Source organism: Nocardioides sp. SYSU D00065 (assembly GCF_017916425.1).
Classification (GTDB): Bacteria; Actinomycetota; Actinomycetes; order Propionibacteriales; family Nocardioidaceae; genus Nocardioides.
In genome coordinates this window covers 138,916-158,041 of the sequence record NZ_JAFMSX010000001.1, presented here as the reverse complement: position 1 = coordinate 158,041, position 19,126 = coordinate 138,916, and the positions used below count along the sequence as shown (strand labels likewise).

Sequence of the window (19,126 nt, the reverse complement as noted above, 5' to 3'; positions counted from 1 at the left end):
GGACCGGTCCAGACCCCCGGCGAATGGTGTCGCCACCCCCGAGGACCCGGAGTAGCGTCGCTGAGGACGTGAAGGCTGTGAGGGAGGCCGTCATGGGCGACACCGACCCCGTCCTGCTGCTTGCCACGACCGACGGGACCTCTCGTGAGGTGCTGGGCTCGGAGCTACGGCGCCGCTACGGCGGCGACTACGAGGTCGTCGTGTGCGCTGACTACGCGCACGCGCGCGCCGTGCTCGAGGGCCTGCGCCGCTGGGGACGCCAGGTCGCGCTCGTCATCGCCGGCTACGGTCCCGACGACCGCGACGGGCTCGACTTCCTGCGCCGCGCGTACGGGCTGCACCCCTCGGCCAAGCGCGCGGTCGCCGCCATCTGGGGCGACTTCGCCAGCACGCGCGATGTCTTCACCGCGATCGGTCACGGCCACGCCGAGCTCGTCCTGCTGCGCCCCGAACGCCGTCGCGACGAGGAGTTCCACGGCACAATCACCGACGCCCTGGACGACTGGCACCTCGCCCAGGGGATCGGCTTCGAGGCGGTGCGCATCATCGGCGAGCAGCGCGACGAGCGCACGCACGCGCTGCGCGACCAGTTCGGCCGCAACCACATCCCGGTGGGGTTCCACCAGGCCGGCTCCGAGTGGGCCAACCGCCTTCTGCGGGACCTCGGGCTGGACGACCCCGCCCTCCCGGTCCTCCAGCTGGCGTTCACCAACCCGCCGACGACGCTGGTGGCCCCCACGGACCTCGAGATCGCCGACGCGTTCGGGCTCATGGTGCCGCTCTCGCCCGACCGCGTCTTCGACGTCGTCGTCGTGGGCGCGGGACCGAGCGGCCTGGCCGCCGCCGTCTACGCCTCGTCCGAGGGCCTGTCGACGATGGTGGTGGAGCAGTCGGCCGTGGGCGGTCAGGCCGGCACGTCGTCGCTGATCCGCAACTACCCCGGCTTCTCGCGGGGTGTCAGCGGCGCCCACCTGGCGTTCCGGTCCTTCCAGCAGGCCTGGTCCTTCGGCACCGAGTACTCGTTCCTCCGGCAGGTCGAGGCCCTTGGCACCGCGGGTCAGCTGCGCACGGTCGCCATGTCCGACGGCAGCGTCGTGCACAGCCGCAGCGTCGTGGTGGCGACCGGCGTCGACTACCGGCGCCTCGACGTGCCGGCCCTCGACGCGTTGGTCGGGCGCGGCGTCTTCTACGGCGCCGCGGTCGCCGAGGCACCGTCGATGACCGGGCAGGACGTGTACGTCGTGGGCGGCGGCAACTCGGCCGGGCAGGCCGCCCTCCACCTGGCCCGCTACGCCCGCCAGGTCACGCTGCTGGTGCGCGGCCCCTCGCTCGCTGCGAGCATGTCGGAGTACCTCGTCGCGCAGCTCGAGGCCACGCGCAACGTGGCCATCCGCTACCGGACCGCGGTGCTCGACGGCCGCGCGGACGACGGCTGCCTGGCCCGGCTGACCCTCGGCGACCCGCACGGCGGGGCCGAGGTCGAGGAGGTGCCGGCCGGTGGTCTGTTCGTGCTGATCGGCTCTGTCCCGCGGACGTCGTGGCTGCCCGACGCGGTGGCTCGCGACGAGTCCGGCTTCGTCCGCACCGGAGAGGAGGGCCGACTGCCGTTGGAGACGAGCATGAGCGGCGTCTTCGCGGTCGGTGACGTCCGCGCCGGCTCGATCAAGCGGGTGGCCACGGCGGTCGGCGACGGGGCGACGGTCATCGCGCTGCTGCACGGCTACCTCGCGGCACACCCCGTCCCGGCATGACACCCCTCGCACGGCCGATGCGCGCGCTGCTCCTCCTGGCCGCGGTGCTCGTCTTCCTGGCCGGCTTCCAGCTGACGGTGTTCCCCACCCGCACCGCCGACTGGTTCGCATGGACCATCGACGTGCCGATGACCGCGGTCTTCCTCGGTGCCGCCTACTGGTCGAGCGCCGTCCTGGAGGTGTCGGGTGCGCGGTCCGAAACCTGGGGCCGGGCGCGCCTTGCGGTGTGGACGGTGCTGGTCTTCACGACGCTGACGCTCGTCGTGACGCTGGTGCACCTCGACAGGTTCCACCTCGGAGGGGCGCATGCGGTCGGCGCCCGGGCGGTGGCCTGGGGGTGGCTGGCCATCTACGCGGGCGTCCCGGTCGCGATGCTGGCCGGGACGGTCCTGCAGTCGCGCGTGCCGCGCGGCCGGGGCGACCGCGCGCGGCGTCCGCTCCCGCCGCTCCTCCGCGGCCTGCTCGTCGGTCTCTCGGCGGTGCTGCTGGGGTGCGGAAGCGTCCTCCTGCTCGCGCCCGAGTGGGCCGCCCAGGGTTGGGCGTGGCAGTTGACCCCGCTGACCGCGCGGGCCGTGGGGGCGTGGCTCGTCGGGCTCGGCTGGGCCGCCGCCCACGCATGCCTGGCCGACGACGCGGCCGACGTCCGTCCGATCGCGCTCACCGGCGCGGCGTTCGTGGTGCTGGAGTCGGTCGCGCTGCTGCGCCACGGCGATGCCCTCGACTGGTCGTCCGGACGGTCGGCGGCCTACCTCGCCGGGCTGACCTGGATCGCGGTGGTCTCGGCGTGGATGCTGCGCCTCAGAGCAGCGGGCGCAGCGGCGCCAGGAAGCTCTCGGTGAACTTGCGGTTGAGGTCGCGCGCCTCCCACTCGTCGAGCGTCAGCTCGAGGCAGTTCGTCTCGTCGGTGCGGAAGACCTCCTCCATCACCCGGGCGAACGCCGGGTCGATGACCTCGAGGTTGATCTCGTAGTTGCCCTGCAGGCTGAGCCGGTCGATGTTCGCGGTGCCCACGGTCGACCAGCTGCCGTCGATGGTGGCGGTCTTGGCGTGCACCATGGCGTCCTTGAACCGCAGGATGCGCACCCCCGCCGCGAGCAGCTGGCCGTAGTAGCCGCGCGAGATCCAGTCCGCGACGATGTGGTTGGACTTCAGCGGCAGCAGCACGCGTACGTCCACCCCGCGCCGTGCGGCGTCGACGAGGCAGTCGACGAAGTCCTGGTCGGGCAGGAAGTACGCCGTGGTGAGCCACACGTTGCGGCTCGCGCGGTTGATGGCCTCGAGGTACATGCTGCGGATCGGGAAGTTCCACTGCCGCGGCACGTTGCGGTGGATCCTGATCTGCGGGTCCCAGTCCGAGGCGGTCTCGAGCAGGAGCGGCCGGTCGTTGCGGCGCAGCCGGTGCCGGCGGTTGAGGTTCCAGAAGTCGGCGAAGGCCCGCTTGAGGTCCCAGACGCCCGGGCCGGTGATCCGCACGTGGGTGTCGCGCCACTCGGTGGCGTAGGCGGAGCCGACGTTGTAGCCGCCGAGGAACGCGACCTCCTCGTCGACGACCAGCATCTTGCGGTGGTTGCGGCCGTAGCGGCGCAGGTCCCAGAAGCGCAGGCCGGCCGTCCACACGGGGTAGCGCAGCACCTTGAGGGAGGGCGAGAACCGCTTGAACGCGGGCGAGACGACGAGGTTCGCGAAGCCGTCGTAGACGCAGTGCACGTCCACGCCGCGGGCGGCGGCCGCGGTCAGGGCGGCCTTGAACTTCCACCCGATCTCGTCGCCCTTCCAGATATAGGTCTCGAAGAGGATCTGCTTCTTCGCGCCGTCGATCGCGGCCAGCATGTCGTCGTAGAGGTCGCGTCCGAACGTGTACGTCGTGATCTCCCCGGCGCCGACCGGCACGGTCTCCGGGCCGGTCACCGGGAACGGCTTGGCCTTCTTGCCGCGCCGGCGGTAGGAGTCGACGAGGGAGAGGACGACGGCGAACCCGATCTGGAGACCGAGGAGCCCCAGCAGGGTCCGCCGGGCGGCGGTCAGCAGGCGGGCGGCAGTCACGGGCCACAGGGTAGCCACCCCCCGCCGGGAGCCACCCCGCTGTCGGTGGTCCCCCGTACGCTCGTCGCATGCGTCCGATCACCGATCTGCAGCGCCGCGTGGCGCCGTTCAAGGTCGTCTCCGACTACGAGCCGTCCGGCGACCAGCCGACCGCGATCAAGGAGATCGTCGGCCGGATCCAGGGCGGCGAGCAGGACGTGGTCCTCCTCGGCGCCACCGGCACCGGCAAGACCGCCACCGTCGCGTGGGTGGCCGAGCAGCTCCAGCGTCCCGTGCTCGTGCTCCAGCCCAACAAGACCCTGGCCGCGCAGTTCGCCAACGAGCTGCGCCAGCTGTTCCCGGACAACGCGGTGGAGTACTTCGTCTCCTACTACGACTACTACCAGCCCGAGGCCTACGTCCCCCAGACCGACACCTACATCGAGAAGGACTCCTCGATCAACGAGGAGGTCGAGCGGCTGCGCCACAGCGCGACCAACAGCCTGCTCACGCGCCGCGACACGATCGTGGTCTCGACGGTGTCCTGCATCTACGGCCTCGGCACCCCGCAGGAGTACGTCGACCGAATGCTGCGCCTCAAGGTCGGCGAGGAGCACGACCGCGACTCGGTGCTGCGCCGGCTGGTGGAGATCCAGTACACCCGCAACGACATGTCGTTCACCCGCGGCACGTTCCGCGTCCGCGGCGACACGCTGGAGATCTTCCCGGTCTACGAGGAGCTCGCCGTGCGGGTGGAGTTCTTCGGCGACGAGATCGAGCGACTGATGACGCTGCACCCGATCAGCGGCGAGGTGATCTCCGAGGACGAGGAGCTGCACGTCTTCCCCGCCACCCACTACGTCGCCGGCCCCGAGCGGATGGAGCGGGCGATCAAGGGCATCGAGCTCGAGCTCGAGGACCAGCTGGCCGCCTTCGAGAAGCAGGGCAAGCTGCTGGAGGCGCAGCGGCTGCGGATGCGCACGACGTACGACGTCGAGATGATGCGCCAGGTCGGGTCGTGCTCGGGCATCGAGAACTACTCGATGCACATGGACGGCCGCACGCGCGGCAGCGCCCCCAACACCCTGCTCGACTACTTCCCCGAGGACTTCGTCCTCGTGATCGACGAGTCGCACGTCGCCGTGCCGCAGATCGGCGGGATGTACGAGGGCGACATGTCCCGCAAGCGCAACCTCGTCGACCACGGCTTCCGCCTGCCGAGCGCGATGGACAACCGCCCGCTCAAGTGGGAGGAGTTCCTCGACCGGATCGGGCAGACGATCTACCTGTCCGCCACGCCGGGCAACTACGAGCTCGACAAGGTCGGCGGCGTCGACAACACCGTCCAGCAGATCATCCGGCCGACCGGCCTCGTCGACCCCGAGGTCGTCGTCAAGCCGACCAAGGGCCAGATCGACGACCTCATCCACGAGATCCGCGAGCGGTCCGACAAGGGCGAGCGGGTGCTGGTCACCACGCTCACCAAGAAGATGTCCGAGGACCTCACCGACTACCTCCTCGACGCCGGCATCCGCACCCGCTACCTCCACTCCGAGGTCGACACCCTCAAGCGGATCGAGCTGCTGCGCGACCTGCGCCTGGGCGAGTACGACGTGCTCGTCGGCATCAACCTGTTGCGCGAGGGCCTCGACCTGCCCGAGGTGTCGCTGGTGGCGATCCTCGACGCCGACAAGGAGGGCTTCCTGCGCTCGGACAAGTCGCTCATCCAGACCATCGGTCGTGCGGCCCGCAACGTGTCCGGCCAGGTGCACATGTACGCCGACAAGATCACGCCGTCCATGGAGGCCGCGATCGGCGAGACCAACCGGCGTCGCGCGATCCAGGTCGCCTACAACACCGAGCACGGCATCGACCCGCAGCCGCTGCGCAAGAAGATCGCCGACATCACCGAGATGCTCGCGCGGGAGGACGAGAACACCGAGGAGCTGCTGCGCACCTGGGCCGACGTCGGCCAGAAGGGCCGCGCGGGCGGGGTCAAGGCCGGCAAGTCCCCGACGCCGGCACTGTCGAAGATCCGGTCCGAGGCTCCGGACACGGCCGGCATCCCCAGCACCGACCTCGCCGAGCTGATCCAGGGGCTGACCGACCAGATGAAGGTGGCCGCGGCCGAGCTGCAGTTCGAGGTGGCCGCGCGGCTGCGCGACGAGATCTCCGACCTCAAGAAGGAGCTGCGCCAGATGATGGAGGCGACGAAGTGAGGACTGGGCGCGCGGGCCGAGGTGGTGTCGCGGCGTCGGCGTGGACTCGCTAGCGTCAGGGCCATGAGCACTCCCATCGACCTGGGTCGACCCATCTCCGGCAACGTCATCGACCTGATCCTCGACGACCACAGGCGCTTCGAGGCGCTGATGCGCGACCTGCGCGACAGCACCGCGGACCGAGACGGCGTGCGCAAGGCCCTGGCCGCGCTGCACGTCGCGCACGCCGAGGCGGAGGAGAAGCACGTCTACCCCCAGCTGCGCCGCAAGGACGCGATCACCGAGCACGAGGCGGAGCACGGCGAGGAGGAGCACGCCGAGGGCCACGAGGCGATGCTGAAGGTGCTCGAGCTCAAGGGCACCGACACGCAGGCGTTCGACGACGCGGTGGAGGAGCTCGCGACCGCGCTCAACCACCACCTGACCGAGGAGGAGCTCACGATCCTCAACCCGGCGCGCGAGGAGATCTCCGAGGACGTGCTGGTCCGTCTGGGCGAGGCGTTCCTGACCGAGCGCAACGCCCAGCTCGACGCCGACTGCGGCAACATCGACAACATCCGCCGGATCGTCGCGGCCGCCGAGCGCGAGGGCCTGCTCGACGACGACGAGGACGGCGACGAGGGCTGAGGCTCCGCTCCGGACCTCAGCGCCGGCGCATCATGGTCAGGCCGACCATGCGGGCCACGACCATGGCGACGTAGAACACGCCTGTCATCATCTCCACCATCACGAGCGCCCGGGCGTGCGCGCCGACGGCGACGATGTCGGACAGCCCGACGCTCGTGAGGGTGGAGAACGACAGGTACAGCAGCTCGAACCACTCTTGGCCCGAGCCCGACGGGCTGGAGAACGAGTCGGGCCAGACGACCTGGACGGCGGCGTAGGCGTACGCGAAGCCCCACGCCACCACGGTGAACGCGGCGCCGGTGGCGTAGTACTCGTCGGTCGTCACGTCGTCGTCGTGCAGCAGGTAGCGCAGCATCGCGTAGGAGACGTAGAAGTAGAACGGGCAGTGCAGCAGCCCGGACATCAGCACGATCCGGTCGTTGGTGTGGAAGACCGCCTCGAGCAGGGTGAGGACCATCGCCGGCGCACCCAGGAAGAGCACGACCCGGCTGACCCGGGGCGTGCGCCGCACCGCGAGGACGGCCGACCCGACCGCCAGCATCCCGATCACGCCGAGGAACGCACGCCCGATCACGGAGCCGTCGAGGAACGGCCACGCGAGGACCTGCAGCAGCTGCGCGCCGAGCAGCACCGCGGACGGGTGCGCCACCAGCTGTTCGAGACGTCGCTTCACGGTCACGCAGTCTAGGGAGGGGACGCCCGCTGCCCGGGGATCGGCTGGGCTAGGTTCTCGGCGTGAGCTCGAGGCGCGGCAGGTGGGTGACGGCTGGGCTCGCAGCCGCGCTCCTCGCCCTGCTGGTCGCGATCGGCGTCGAGCTGGTGGCCCGAGACGGCGTCGACGCGGAGCTGACCAGCGCCCAGCAGCAGGTGGCGCGGGCGGCCCGCGCCGAGGCGCTCGCCTTCCTGACCGTGGACCACGCGGACATGGACCCGTTGATCGACGCGGTGCTGGCCGGCGCCACCGGCGAGTTCGCCGAGGAGTACGCCTCCCAGCGCCGGCGGCTCGTCCGGGAGGCCGTCCGGACCGAGGCGACCTCGACCGCCGAGGTCGTCGCCCTCGGCGTGGGTGACCTCGACGCGGACTCGGCCAGCGTGCTGGTGGCCGCGAACAGCACGGTCACCAACAACCGCACCGATGGCGAGGGCGAGGTCCGCTACTACCGCCTGCGCCTCGACCTGGTCCGCGAGGACGACCGGTGGCTCACCAGCCGGATGGAGTTCGTCCGGTGACGGCGACAGACCCCGGACGGCGCGTGACGGCCGTGCTGGCCGGGCTGGTGGTGCTCGCTGCTGCCGTGCTCGTGTGGCTGGTCACGGGCGGCGGGCAGCCATCCCGGCCGGAGGTCACGAGTGCCGAGTCGGCGGAGGCCGCGGTGGCGTCCGCCGCCGTCAAGGAACAGGTACGCGAGGCCGCGGCGGACGCCGCCGCCCGCGCCTACGCCTACTCGTGGGACACCATCGCCGACGACAAGGCCGCCGCCCGCGCCCTGATGACCGACGACATGCAGCGCCGCTACGACCGCACCATGGCCGGGGTCACCACCAGCAGCCGCGAGCACCACACGGTGGTCCGCACGGTCGTGGTCGACACGGCCCTCGTGACGGCGACGGAGGAGCACGCCCGGGTGCTGGTGTTCGCCAACCAGCGCAGCTCCGGCGACGACCTGGCCGAGCCGCGGCTGGACCTGGACCGGGTGCTGGTCACGCTCGAGAACGTCGACGGCGACTGGCTGGTCAGCGAGCTCGACGCCCTCTAGGCACGGGCGCGCACACCCGCCGGAGGCCTTGTGGGCGGCCGTCCCGGACGGGAGGATCACGGCGTGGACGACGTGCGGACCGACCTGCTCATCATCGGAGCCGGCCCCACGGGCCTCTACGCGGCGTACTACGCCGGGTTCCGCGGCATGAGCGTCGCGGTCGTCGACTCCCTCCCGGAGCTCGGCGGGCAGATCACCGCGATGTACCCCGAGAAGGCGATCCTGGACGTCGCCGGCTTCCCCAGCGTCAAGGGCCGCGACCTCGTCGCGGGCCTGGTCGAGCAGGCCGCGTCCGCCCACCCGACGTACCTCCTCGACCGCACCGCCACCACGCTCGAGCACGGCGACGACCACGTGGTGGTCACCCTGGACGACGACACGCGCATCACCGCCGGCGCGGTGCTGATCACTTCCGGCATCGGCAAGTTCAGCCCGCGCCCGCTCCCCGCCGGCGAGGGATGGGTGGGTCGCGGCATGGAGTTCTTCGTGCCCAGCTTCGCGCCGTACGCCGGCAAGGACGTGGTGGTCGTCGGTGGAGGGGACAGCGCGTTCGACTGGGCGCAGCACCTCGAGCCGCTTGCGGCCTCGGTCACGCTCGTGCACCGCCGCGACGCGTTCCGCGCCCACGAGCGCACCGTGGCGGAGGTGCGCGCCTCCAGCGTCGAGATCATCACCAACGCCCAGGTGACCGAGCTGCGTGGCGACGCGCACCTCGAGGAGGTCGAGATCAGCGTCGACGGCCAGGAGCCGCTGGTGCGGCCCGCGCAGGCGCTCGTGGCGGCCCTCGGCTTCCTCGCCGACCTCGGCGCCATCCAACGCTGGGGGTTGGTCACGCAGAAGCGCCACGTCGTCGTGGACTCGGCGATGCGCACCAACCTCCCGCGTGTCTTCGCCGCGGGAGACATCACCGACTACCCCGGCAAGGTCCGCCTGATCGCCGTCGGCTTCGGCGAGGCCGCGACGGCCGTCAACAACGCCGCCGTGGTGCTCGACCCCTCCGCGCACGTCTTCCCCGGGCACTCGAGCGAGGGGTGACCCGCCGGGCCGATACCGGCCAGTAGGCATAATGGGCACTCCACCTGCGCGACGCGAAAGGCATCACACGTGCGCATCGCCCTGCTGTCCTACCGGAGCAAGCCTCACTGCGGCGGTCAGGGCGTCTACGTCCGTCACCTCAGCCGTGAGCTCGTACGCCTCGGGCACGAGGTCGAGGTGTTCTCCGGCCAGCCCTACCCCGAGCTGGACGAGGGCGTGCGGCTGACGAAGGTGCCGAGCCTCGACCTCTACCGCGAGCCGGACCCGTTCCGGATCCCGCGGCTGCGGGAGTTCCGCGACCGCATCGACGTCGAGGAGTTCCTCACCATGTGCACGGCCGGGTTCCCCGAGCCGAAGACGTTCAGCTCGCGCATCGCGCGGCTGATGCGCGAGCGTGCCGGTGACTTCGACATCGCGCACGACAACCAGGTCCTCGGCACGGGGATCCTGCAGCTGGAGTCCTACGGGCTGCCGGTGATCGCCACGATCCACCACCCGATCACCATGGACCGGCGCATCGACCTGCAGACGGCGCCGACGTGGCGCAAGCGCCTGACCCTGCGCCGGTGGTACGGCTTCCTGCGCATGCAGAGCCGGGTCGCCAAGCAGATGCGCACGGTGCTGACCCCCTCGGAGTCCTCGCGCCGCGACGTCGCTCGCGACTTCGGCGTCGACCCAGCGCGGATCCGGACGATCCTCCTCGGGGTCGACGACGTCTTCGCCCCGCCCAGCGCGCCTCGGGTGCCTGGACGGATCCTGGCCATGGCGAGCGCGGACGCGCCGATGAAGGGGATCGCGACGCTGCTGGAGGCGTTCGCCAAGCTCAGCGTCGAGCGCGACGTGTCGCTGGTGCTCGTCACCCGTCCCGAGCCGGGCGGCCGCACCGAGCAGCTCATCGACCAGCTCGGCATCGCCGACCGGGTCACCTTCGTCAACGGGGTCAGCGACGCCGAGCTCGTCGAGGTGATGGGCTCGGCCGAGGTGGCCTGCGTGCCGTCGCTCTACGAGGGGTTCTCGCTCCCCACCGCCGAGCTGATGGCCTGCGCGACGCCGCTGGTCGTGTCGCGCGCCGGTGCGATCCCGGAGGTGGTCGGGCCCGACGGCCAGTGCGCCGACCTGGTGACGCCCGGCGACGTCGGCGAGCTGGAGTCCGCGATCGCCGCGCTGCTCGACGACCCCGAGCGGCGTACGGCGATGGGCGCGGCGGGTCGGGCCCGCGTCGAGGAGATGTTCAGCTGGCGCGCCGTGGCCGAGGCCACGGCAGCCGCCTACGAGGAGACGATCGCCGCCTTCCAGCGTGAGCATGGCGGGCGCGTGCAGGAGGAGAGCCGCCGTGCTGACCGTTGACTTCGACCGGCTCGGGCTGCGCCCCGGTGAGCGTGTGCTCGACATGGGCTGCGGCGCCGGGCGGCACGCCTTCGAGATGTACCGGCGCGGGGCGGACGTCGTCGCGTTCGACCAGGACGCCGACGAGCTCGCCACGGTGCGCGAGTGGTTCACCGCGATGCGCGAGGGCGGCGAGGTGCCCGAGGGAGCCGAGGCGGACGTCAAGGAGGGCGACGCACTGGCGCTGCCCTTCGCCGACGGCGAGTTCGACCGGATCGTTGCCGCGGAGGTGCTCGAGCACATCCACGCGGACGTGGAGGCGATCAAGGAGCTGGTGCGCGTGCTGCGCCCCGGCGGGACGATGGCGATCTCGGTGCCCCGCTGGCTGCCCGAGGTGATCAACTGGAAGCTGTCCGACGACTACCACAACGCCGAGGGTGGCCACGTCCGCATCTACACGGCCGAGGAGCTGGTCGACAAGGTCACCAAGGCCGGTCGCCCCAACGACGGCACGCCGGGCGACGCCATGGTCTTCACCGGCAAGGACTACGCCCACGGACTGCACGCGCCCTACTGGTGGATCAAGTGCGCGGTCGGCGTCACCAACGACGAGCACCCGCTCGCCAAGGCGTACCACAAGCTGCTGGTCTGGGAGATCATGGAGAACCCGAAGGCGCTGCAGTACGCCGGCAAGGTGCTCGACCCGCTGATCGGCAAGAGCATGGTCCTCTACTTCCGCAAGCCGGTGGCCCCCGCCGAGCCCTCCGCACGGTGAGTCCGGTCCCCGCGCAGGGCGTGCTCACCCGCGCCCAGGTGGAGCAGACCGCCGCCTCCATCGAGGCGATGCAGGAGGGCTCCGGCGCGATCCCCTGGAGCCCCGGTGAGCACGCCGACGTGTGGAACCACCTGGAGGCGGCCATGGCGCTCATGGTCGGCGGTCGGCGCGAGGCCGCCGAGCGGGCGTTCGCGTGGGTGCGGACGACACAGCGCGACGACGGCTCGTGGCCGATGAAGATCGTCGCCGGCCAGGTCGAGGACCACTCGGCGGAGTCCAACATGTCGGCGTACGTCGCCGTGGCGGTGTGGCACCACTGGCTGGTGACCGGCGACCAGGCGTTCGTCGGCGCGATGTGGCCGACCGTGCGCCGCGCGCTCGACCTCGTGGTGTCGCTCCAGCTGCCGTTCGGAGGGATCGCCTGGTCGCAGGAGTGGCGCGACGGCGCGCCTGCGGCGGTCAACGAGGAGGCACTGCTCGCCGGCTCGTCGAGCATCTACCACTCGCTGCGCGCTGGCGTCGCGATCGCGGGGCTGATGGGGGAGCCGCAGCCCGCGTGGGAGGTCGCCGGCGGCCGACTCGGCCACGCCCTGCGCGAGCACCGCGACCTGTTCCTCGACAAGTCCACGTTCTCCATGGACTGGTACTACCCGGTCCTCGGCGGCGCCGTGCGTGGCGCGGCCGCGCACGCGCTGCTCGCCGAGCGCTGGGACACCTTCGTCGAGCCCGGACTGGGCATCCGGTGCGTGTCGACCAACCCGTGGGTGACCGGCGCGGAGACGTGCGAGCTGGTGCTCGCCCTCGAGGCCGTCGGGGACCGGGAGCGTGCGCTGCAGCTGTTCGCGGACATGCAGCACCTGCGCACCGACGCGGGGTCGTACTGGACCGGCTACGTGTGGCCCGACGAGGTCAACTGGCCGGCCGAGCAGACGACGTACACGGCCGCGGCGGTCGTCCTGGCTGCCGACGCCCTGTCGGACATCACCCCGGGCGCCGACATCATGCGCGGCACCACGCTGGCACCCGACTTCCCCGAGGTGGACCTGCGGTGCGGGTGCGCGTCAGAGGAGCCGGTCGCCGGCGTCGCCCGACGTACGGCGTAGCACCCGCATCGAGCCGACCGCGCCGACCTCGGTGAAGGCGCCGCTCGCCAGCGCGGGCAGGTAGATGTCCTCGTAGGGCGGACGCCCGCCGTCGGCGGGATCGGGGAACACGTCGTGGACCAGCAGGATGCCGCCCGCCATCAGCCAGTGCGGCCAGCCCCGGAAGTCGGCGCGGGCCGGCTCGACGCCGTGGCCGCCGTCGATGAACAGCAGCGACAGCGGCGTGCGCCACCATCGCGAGACCGTCTCCGAGCGACCCACCACTGCGACCACCTGCTCCTCCAGACCCGCCTCGGCGATGGTCCGGCGGAAGACCGGCAGCGTGTCCATCACCCCGAGGTCGGGGTCGACAAGGGTGTCGTCGTGGTGCTCCCAGCCGGCCTGGTTCTCCTCCGACCCGCGGTGGTGGTCGACGGTGAAGACGGTGCCGCCCACCTCGCGTGCGGCGCCGCCGAGCCAGATCGCGGACTTCCCGCAGTAGGTGCCGACCTCGAGCGCCGGCCCGTGCGGCAGCCGCTCGCGGGCCCACCGGTGCAGGACGGCGCCCTCGTCCTCGGGCATGAAGCCCTTGGCGGCGCGGGCGTGCTCGAGCAGGTCCGGCGGCAGGGCGGGGTCGGCGGGCAGCACGACCGATGACCCTAGTGCGGCTGTGTCACACCGCGGCCCGCCGGCCCGTCGAGTGGGTAGCAGCACCACCACAACCCGAGGAGCACCTATGACCAACCACTCGATCGTCATCCCCGTCGACGACATCGCCGCCGCGACGGCGTTCTACACCACCGCCTTCGGCGTCGAGCCGCACACCGACACGCCCTACTACGTCGGCTTCAACCTGGACGGCCAGGAGATCGGGCTGAACCCCAACGGGGAGGCGGACCGGATGACCGGCCCGGTCGTGTACTGGGAGACCGACGACGTCGCCGCGAAGGTCGCCGAGGTCGAGGCGGCCGGCGGGCGCGTCGTACGTCCCGTGTCCGAGGTCGGTGGCGGGACGTCGCTGGCGCTGCTGGCCGACCCGGCCGGCAACCAGGTCGGCTTCATCAGCCAGGGTTGAGCGGCGGCTGAGGCGCGGAAGGAAGGTCGCTGCGCTCGTCCCGTGGGCGGGGCTACCGTCGTCCGGTGAGTGGGATGCACGCCGACGAGGTCGCGATCGACGACGCCACCGTACGTCGACTGCTGGCCGCGCAGCTGCCTGACTGGGCCCCTCCTGCCGCTCGTGCGGCTGACCCCGGTCGGCACCGACAACCAGCTGTTCCGCCTCGGCGACGACCTGCTCGTGCGGATGCCGCGCATCCACTGGGCAGCCGACTCCGCCGAGTGGGAGCACGCCTGGCTGCCGCGGCTGGCGCCCCACCTGTCCGTCGCCGTGCCCGCACCGGTGGCGCTCGGCGAGCCCGGCGAGGGCTACCCCTGGCGCTGGACCGTCGTGCCGTGGATACGTGGGGAGACGCCGACCGCTGCCACGTTCGACCCGCACGAGTGGGCGGTGTCGCTGGCCTCCTTCGTGCGCGAGTGCCGCGCCGTGCCCGGCTTCGAGCCCCGGTCACCACGGAGGGCCGGGGCGGTCCGCTGTCGTCGCTCGATGCCTGGGTGCACGAGTGGACCGACCGCGCCGACCCGGCCGAGGTGTCCCGCGACGCAGTCCTCGCCGTCTGGGCCGACGCCCTCGACGCCCCCGCGCACGCCGGCGAGCCCTGCTGGTTCCACGGCGACCTGCACGAGGGCAACCCGGTCGTCCGCGAGAGCCGGCTCGCCGCCGTCATCGACTGGGGTACGGCCGGACGGGGCGACCCGGCCGTCGAGCTCAACGTGATGTGGGGCTCCGTCCCCGAATCGGCGGCGCAGCTGTACCGCGACCAGGTTGGCCTCGACGAGGCCGCGTACCGACGCGCGCGCGGCTTCGCCCTCGCCCCCGCGATCAGCGGGTGGACGTACTACCACCACACCAACCCCGCGATGTCCCGGTCCAGCCTCGACACGGTGCGGAAGCTCATCGCGTCGCTGGGCTAGGAGCGTCAGGCCTCTAGGCAGAACTCGTTGCCTTCGGGGTCGGTCATCACGACCAGGTCGCCGTGCTCCGCGAGCACGGTCGCGCCGAGGGCGACCAGGCGCTCGCGTTCGGCCTCCAGCGGGCCGATGACGCGCAGGTCGAAGTGTTGGCGGTTCTTGGAGGTCTTCGACTCTGGCACCGGCTGGAACCACAGTGTGGGGCCACCCCATCCCGCGGGCTCGACCCACGCCTTGTCGCGCGTGCTGTCGTCGTCGACGTCGGATCCGAGTGCGTCCGCCCAGAAGGCAGCCACCCGCAGCGGGTCGTGGCAGTCGAACGTCACGGACTTCACGAAGGAGGTCATGGGACGACCCTATTGGCGGAGCTCTGCGGTCACGGAAGCCGCCGAGGGCACTTTCCGGGGGAGTACGGGCGCACTCGATGCGGCAGAACCGGGCGAGCCCAGCCGCCCTCAACGCGGCAGATCCGGGGGGCCGGCGCTTGCGTCGGGCCGCCGTAGACCGCGAGCGCCAGCGATGCGTAGCCGTTTGTCGACCGCTCGATCGACCTTGAGCGTTAGCGGCGGATGAACTCGATGAGCATGCTCAAGAGCACGAGGACGCCCCAGGCCTGAAGGAACCGCAGCGCCCAGTCCTGTCGATGCTTCGTGCCCAGGCTGCCGCCGAAGAACCGCGATGCCGGGTCCGCGTAGAAGACCGGGACCACGGCATCCGGGCGGACGTCGACCTGGAGCGCACGGACGCGGACGGGGTCCCACCGCGGCGCAACCTGGACCAGGTGCGATCCGGCGGACACCTTGATCAAGTTGTCTCCGACGACCACAGGCACTTGGACTCCGTCGACCTGTACCCACGGCGCGTGACGGCCGCTGCCCATGGTCGGCCTACGCACATTCAGACGAATCATCCCGTCCGAGTTGGTACGGGGCTCCACCGTCACGATTCCATTGCACCAGAGAACCGCCCGCCCGCGCACGCAACTCGGCAGATCCGGATGTTGCGAGCGTCCTCGACAGGGGGCGTAAACACGCACTCATCGCGGCATGAGCGGACGTCACGGCACCGTCTGCGGCTGAATCGTTACGTGATAGTCACTGACTCCGGGGGTTCGATGGAGGACGCTCCACCCGTGAAAACAACGGGGGCCCGAGTCATACTGCTTGCAGTGCTGACGTGCGGAGGCTGCGCGTCGAATGCTGAATCCCCACCGAAGCAGCAAGGTACTCAGTTGAACCTGCTCACCTCTGACTGGCAGTCGGGCGACGAGATGATGTTCGCTCAGATCACTGGGACGTTGCGACTTGACGACCAGGGCTGTCTGGGGTTCGAGGGCACCGGGACGCCGCCTGTTTGGCCCAAGGGCTTCACGGCATACCGGCATGACGGCGAATTCACCTTGTACGGCCCCGAGGGCGAAGTCGTCGCGACCGAGGGCGACACCATCGAGTCCGGTGGCGGCGAAGTACCCGCGAACGACTTGGTGTCTGCCAGCGACTGTCTGTCGCCGGATGGAAAAATGTTGCTAGTCCAGGGTGAGGTCCGAGTGGTGCGCGACTGAACGACCGCTCATCGGCAGATCCGCGCTCGAATCGCGGCATCTGAGTGGGTTGGTGGCGTAGTCGAGCCCGGTGCACTGCGACAAAATGCGCGGGTGAGCAGTTCGGGTCGGCCGAGCGATCGGATCATCGAGCAACGCGTTCGCAACCGCGTGATCGAGTACCTCGAACCTGCGTCGTCGTTCGCCGCTCAACAGGAGTACGCGAGAACCGCCTCCGCCCTACGTTTACGTTCCTCACGAGACCATCGAGCAGTGGGAGGACTGGGCTCCCCAACTGGATCTAGTGCTGACCGACTCGCGGTCTACACCCGCGAGGAGAAGGAAGCACTCGGCCGCTTCCGGTCCGTCCGGGGAGACGACCGCAGCCGCATCCCCAGGACGACAACCCCCGCTGGCAGCAGTGCAAGCAACGCCTGAATGTGAAGCGATGCGACCTGAAGCCGAGACTGCGCTCGCCCAGCTCAGCGCACGCGGTCGGCTGCCTGAGGACTGATCGACGCAAGCAACTCAGCAGGTCCGGGCGCGTGCGTGCGAGGGGCCCCGCCGACTTCAGGTCGGCGGGGTGCGGGGCGGGGTCATGGTCGGCGCGGCAGCGGGACCGGTGGTGGGTCGTCGAGTGCGGTGCTGCCGGACGGATCTCGTCTGAACCGGTGGCCGTGGGGGCTGGTCCACTCGAACGCACCCGGCCCGGTGACGGTGTAGCGCCAGGGGGAGTGTGTCTTGAGCCGGTGGTGCCTGCGGCAGAGGGCGGCGAGGTTGGACGTGGTGGTGGGCCCGGGTTGTGGGCGGCCTTCCGCGTCGGCGTCCGCGGCGTAGGGGATGACGTGGTCGATGTCGCAGCCACGGGCCGGCCGAGAGCACCACGGGAAGACGCAGGTGCGGTCGCGAAGGGCGACCTGCTCGCGGATGCGGTCGGGGATGTCGTAGCCGGGGGTGGTGAGCTCGGCGGTGAGGTCGATGACGGGCTTGATGGTGACTTTGGTGCGGGTGTCGCCGCACCAGGCCTTGACCTGGTCGAGCATGACGAGCCGCTGGCCTTCCTCGAGCCGGCCGGTGGCGCCGAACAGGGTGTGAGTGGTCCCGTCGGCGTCGTTCGTGGCGGTGGCGGCGAAGTGGGCGTGCAGGACGACCTCCCGCGCGATGGGGAGCCCGTCCTGCGCCCGCGTGTCCGTCGTGCCTTGGGCGTGGAGGTCGAGTGCGGTCTGGGTGCGGGCCAGGTCACCGAGTGCCTTGGCCCGCCGGGCGTCCAACCGCTCGACGGACCCGAGTGCGGCGAGGGTCGCGGCGCCGTGGGCGAGGGCCCGGTCGAGGTCGAGGGCGTCGGCGAGGTCGAGCTCAGCCTCGAGACGCATGGTCCCTGCGTAGTGCACGTCCTGGGTGTCGATCGTCGCGTGGCGCGGGTCGACGTGCTGCCAGCCGTCCTCCGGATCCCCGGCCGGATCGGGAAGCGCGAGCTCGAACCGCTTGATGGTCTCGGCGACGAGCCGGTCGAGCTGTGCGGGACCGATGCGCCCGGCGACCGCGGCGACCTGGGAGTCGACCCAGCCCGCTGCCTCGCGGGTGAGCGCGGGTGTGGCGTGGATGGTGGCCTCGGCGACCGACCGGGCCCGCCACGCCGGCACGCGGCCGGACTGGACCTGGGCCCACAGCCGGGGGAGGCGGTGGCGCAGCTCGAGTGCGTGCCCGATGAGCCGCTTCGCCGCCATCGTTGAGATGCCCAGAACCGCGCCGAGTTCGGCGACGCAGAACTCCGCCACCAACGGGCAGCCCTCGCCAGCGATGGGCTCCTCGTGCTCACACCCGGGCACGGTGAACGCCACCGCGGAATGGATGGACTCCGGCGGGTGCAGGTCGGCCCACCGCGCCGCCACCTCCAACAGGTCGGCGGCGGCTCGGTCCTCGGCGGCCTTGCGATCACGAGCGAGAGCGAGCAGCGCAGAGGCGGAGAGGTCATCGACCCTCACGTCCTGTGGCGCTGCCAGCGTCTCGATCATGTGTTCGATTCTACGCGGGACCACCGACAGCGGCTATGCCCGACAGTGCCCTGTGAATCACGCGATCCGCTGCCCCCGCGGACGACTCGAGCTGCTCCTGACCTGGGCTGATGCCATCAGCGTGAATCGGCTGGCGTGCCACGATCCCCGCCGGGCCGCGCGCACGCTCCCGTCGGGTTCGATGAAGCACGCGACTCACCCGCCACGCCACAATGATCCCTGCAACTTCCCGGCAACGCCCACGCTGCTCAACCAACGCTCCCGGCAGCCACAGGTGCCCTCAGAACGTGTAGCCGAACGCCTCGAGATCGGCCGCGTACACCTCGGCGACCTTCTTGCGCGTGGCGTCGGAGTAGTAGTCGCGATAGCTGCCGTGCGGCGACTTGTTGCGGTGCGGGATCCGCGACGGCTCGCCGCCGAGGCGTCGCTCGACCGCCATCAGGTCCTCGGCGAAGGTCTCGGTGCGACCGACGAAGTCGACCTCGCGGCCGGGCGCCACGAGGTACTCCACCTGGGGCCGACCGACTCGGGGCAGCTCCTCAGTGCCGCGCAGCACGAACTCGTCGAAGCCGGAGTACGCCGCCGCGGCTCGCCACATGTCGTTGCCCCGCATCCGGGTGGCCGTCTCCTGCGGCTTGCCGCTCGCCGGGCCGTGGGCCTGGTTCCAGTCGTGGATCATCGACCACCACGACACCATCCGCGCCCACGGGTTGCGGACGAAGGCGAACGACCAGTAGTCGGCGACGTGCGGCTCGGCGCGCAGGATGCGCTCGTACGGCGCGTGCCGGCCCAGCGGGGGCGTGACGCCCGGCGCCTTGCTCCGCGCGTCGGGGCAGCAGCGCGCGAACGCTACGCCGACCGAGACCCCGCCGGTCTTCGGCACGTGCACGAACAGCGCGCGCCTGTCGTCGGAGATGAGCACGGGCGCGAGGCTAGCCCACGCACCGGT

The 19,126-nt window shown here is 71.1% G+C and carries 19 protein-coding genes and 1 pseudogene; 13 read left to right on the top strand and 7 right to left on the bottom strand.

Features of this window, described 5'->3' with window-relative positions; genetic code table 11:
* Positions 1–68: 68 nt before the first annotated feature.
* Positions 69–1,751, top strand: a complete 1,683-nt coding sequence (locus tag J3P41_RS19095) for an FAD-dependent oxidoreductase (protein ID WP_210443325.1) — start codon at positions 69–71, stop codon at positions 1,749–1,751.
* A complete protein-coding gene (locus J3P41_RS00820; RefSeq protein WP_210443324.1) occupies positions 1,748–2,590 on the top strand; it encodes a hypothetical protein in 843 nt (280 codons plus the stop codon). The genes J3P41_RS19095 and J3P41_RS00820 overlap by 4 nt, the downstream gene beginning before the upstream one ends.
* On the opposite strand, the gene J3P41_RS00815 is transcribed toward J3P41_RS00820, so the two are convergent.
* Positions 2,550–3,794, bottom strand: a complete 1,245-nt coding sequence (locus tag J3P41_RS00815; RefSeq protein WP_307861767.1) for a phospholipase D-like domain-containing protein — start codon at positions 3,792–3,794, stop codon at positions 2,550–2,552. The genes J3P41_RS00820 and J3P41_RS00815 overlap by 41 nt on opposite strands.
* A 68-nt stretch (positions 3,795–3,862) precedes the next feature.
* Here J3P41_RS00815 and uvrB point away from each other — a divergent pair, with 68 nt between their 5' ends.
* The gene (uvrB, locus tag J3P41_RS00810; RefSeq protein WP_210443323.1) at positions 3,863–5,992 is read left to right on the top strand and encodes an excinuclease ABC subunit UvrB; all 2,130 of its coding nucleotides are present in this window, start codon (positions 3,863–3,865) and stop codon (positions 5,990–5,992) included.
* A gap of 63 nt (positions 5,993–6,055) precedes the next feature.
* Entirely contained in the window at positions 6,056–6,619 is a 564-nt protein-coding gene (locus tag J3P41_RS00805) for a hemerythrin domain-containing protein (RefSeq protein WP_210443322.1), read from the top strand.
* 16 nt (positions 6,620–6,635) lie between these two features.
* Here J3P41_RS00805 and J3P41_RS00800 read toward each other — a convergent pair whose 3' ends face one another.
* Positions 6,636–7,292, bottom strand: a complete 657-nt coding sequence (locus tag J3P41_RS00800; protein WP_210443321.1) for a potassium channel family protein — start codon at positions 7,290–7,292, stop codon at positions 6,636–6,638.
* A 62-nt stretch (positions 7,293–7,354) separates the two neighbouring features.
* On the opposite strand from J3P41_RS00800, the gene J3P41_RS00795 reads away from it, so the two are divergent.
* The 6 genes from J3P41_RS00795 (at position 7,355) to J3P41_RS00770 (ending at position 12,615) form a co-directional block, all read left to right on the top strand.
* The gene (locus J3P41_RS00795; RefSeq protein ID WP_210443320.1) at positions 7,355–7,849 is read left to right on the top strand and encodes a hypothetical protein; all 495 of its coding nucleotides are present in this window, start codon (positions 7,355–7,357) and stop codon (positions 7,847–7,849) included.
* Complete coding sequence (locus tag J3P41_RS00790; RefSeq protein ID WP_210443319.1) at positions 7,846–8,376, top strand: hypothetical protein; 531 nt, start codon at positions 7,846–7,848, stop codon at positions 8,374–8,376. The genes J3P41_RS00795 and J3P41_RS00790 overlap by 4 nt, the downstream gene beginning before the upstream one ends.
* A 63-nt stretch (positions 8,377–8,439) precedes the next feature.
* Positions 8,440–9,411 (top strand): NAD(P)/FAD-dependent oxidoreductase, encoded by a 972-nt coding sequence (locus J3P41_RS00785; RefSeq protein ID WP_210443318.1) that lies wholly within the window; start codon positions 8,440–8,442, stop codon positions 9,409–9,411.
* A gap of 69 nt (positions 9,412–9,480) precedes the next feature.
* Positions 9,481–10,758, top strand: a complete 1,278-nt coding sequence (locus J3P41_RS00780) for a glycosyltransferase family 4 protein (RefSeq protein WP_210443317.1) — start codon at positions 9,481–9,483, stop codon at positions 10,756–10,758.
* Complete coding sequence (locus J3P41_RS00775) at positions 10,745–11,512, top strand: class I SAM-dependent methyltransferase (protein ID WP_210443316.1); 768 nt, start codon at positions 10,745–10,747, stop codon at positions 11,510–11,512. Before J3P41_RS00780 ends, J3P41_RS00775 begins: the two co-directional genes overlap by 14 nt.
* Positions 11,509–12,615 carry a prenyltransferase gene (locus J3P41_RS00770; protein ID WP_210443315.1) on the top strand — a complete coding sequence of 369 codons (1,107 nt, stop codon included), beginning with the start codon at positions 11,509–11,511 and terminating at the stop codon, positions 12,613–12,615. Before J3P41_RS00775 ends, J3P41_RS00770 begins: the two co-directional genes overlap by 4 nt.
* On the opposite strand, the gene J3P41_RS00765 is transcribed toward J3P41_RS00770, so the two are convergent.
* A complete protein-coding gene (locus J3P41_RS00765; protein ID WP_307861766.1) occupies positions 12,574–13,242 on the bottom strand; it encodes a class I SAM-dependent methyltransferase in 669 nt (222 codons plus the stop codon). The genes J3P41_RS00770 and J3P41_RS00765 overlap by 42 nt on opposite strands.
* Before the next feature lie 88 nt (positions 13,243–13,330).
* Here J3P41_RS00765 and J3P41_RS00760 point away from each other — a divergent pair, with 88 nt between their 5' ends.
* Together J3P41_RS00760 and J3P41_RS00755 are read left to right on the top strand one after the other, a co-directional pair.
* Complete coding sequence (locus J3P41_RS00760; protein WP_210443313.1) at positions 13,331–13,669, top strand: VOC family protein; 339 nt, start codon at positions 13,331–13,333, stop codon at positions 13,667–13,669.
* Between the two features lie 228 nt (positions 13,670–13,897).
* Positions 13,898–14,625 (top strand): annotated as a pseudogene (locus tag J3P41_RS00755) (phosphotransferase).
* Positions 14,626–14,630: 5 nt separating this feature from the next.
* Here the strand turns inward: J3P41_RS00755 and J3P41_RS00750 are convergent.
* Together J3P41_RS00750 and J3P41_RS00745 are read right to left on the bottom strand one after the other, a co-directional pair.
* Entirely contained in the window at positions 14,631–14,969 is a 339-nt protein-coding gene (locus J3P41_RS00750) for a VOC family protein (protein ID WP_210443311.1), read from the bottom strand.
* Between the two features lie 212 nt (positions 14,970–15,181).
* Complete coding sequence (locus J3P41_RS00745) at positions 15,182–15,565, bottom strand: hypothetical protein (protein WP_210443310.1); 384 nt, start codon at positions 15,563–15,565, stop codon at positions 15,182–15,184.
* Between the two features lie 288 nt (positions 15,566–15,853).
* On the opposite strand from J3P41_RS00745, the gene J3P41_RS00740 reads away from it, so the two are divergent.
* Positions 15,854–16,183 carry a hypothetical protein gene (locus tag J3P41_RS00740; RefSeq protein ID WP_210443309.1) on the top strand — a complete coding sequence of 110 codons (330 nt, stop codon included), beginning with the start codon at positions 15,854–15,856 and terminating at the stop codon, positions 16,181–16,183.
* Between the two features lie 575 nt (positions 16,184–16,758).
* Here J3P41_RS00740 and J3P41_RS00735 read toward each other — a convergent pair.
* Both J3P41_RS00735 and J3P41_RS00730 read right to left on the bottom strand, forming a co-directional pair.
* Positions 16,759–18,177, bottom strand: a complete 1,419-nt coding sequence (locus J3P41_RS00735) for an HNH endonuclease signature motif containing protein (protein WP_210443308.1) — start codon at positions 18,175–18,177, stop codon at positions 16,759–16,761.
* Between the two features lie 280 nt (positions 18,178–18,457).
* On the bottom strand, positions 18,458–19,099 hold the full coding sequence (locus J3P41_RS00730; RefSeq protein ID WP_210443307.1) for a sulfotransferase family 2 domain-containing protein: 642 nt from the start codon (positions 19,097–19,099) through the stop codon (positions 18,458–18,460).
* Between the last annotated feature and the right edge of the window lie 27 nt (positions 19,100–19,126).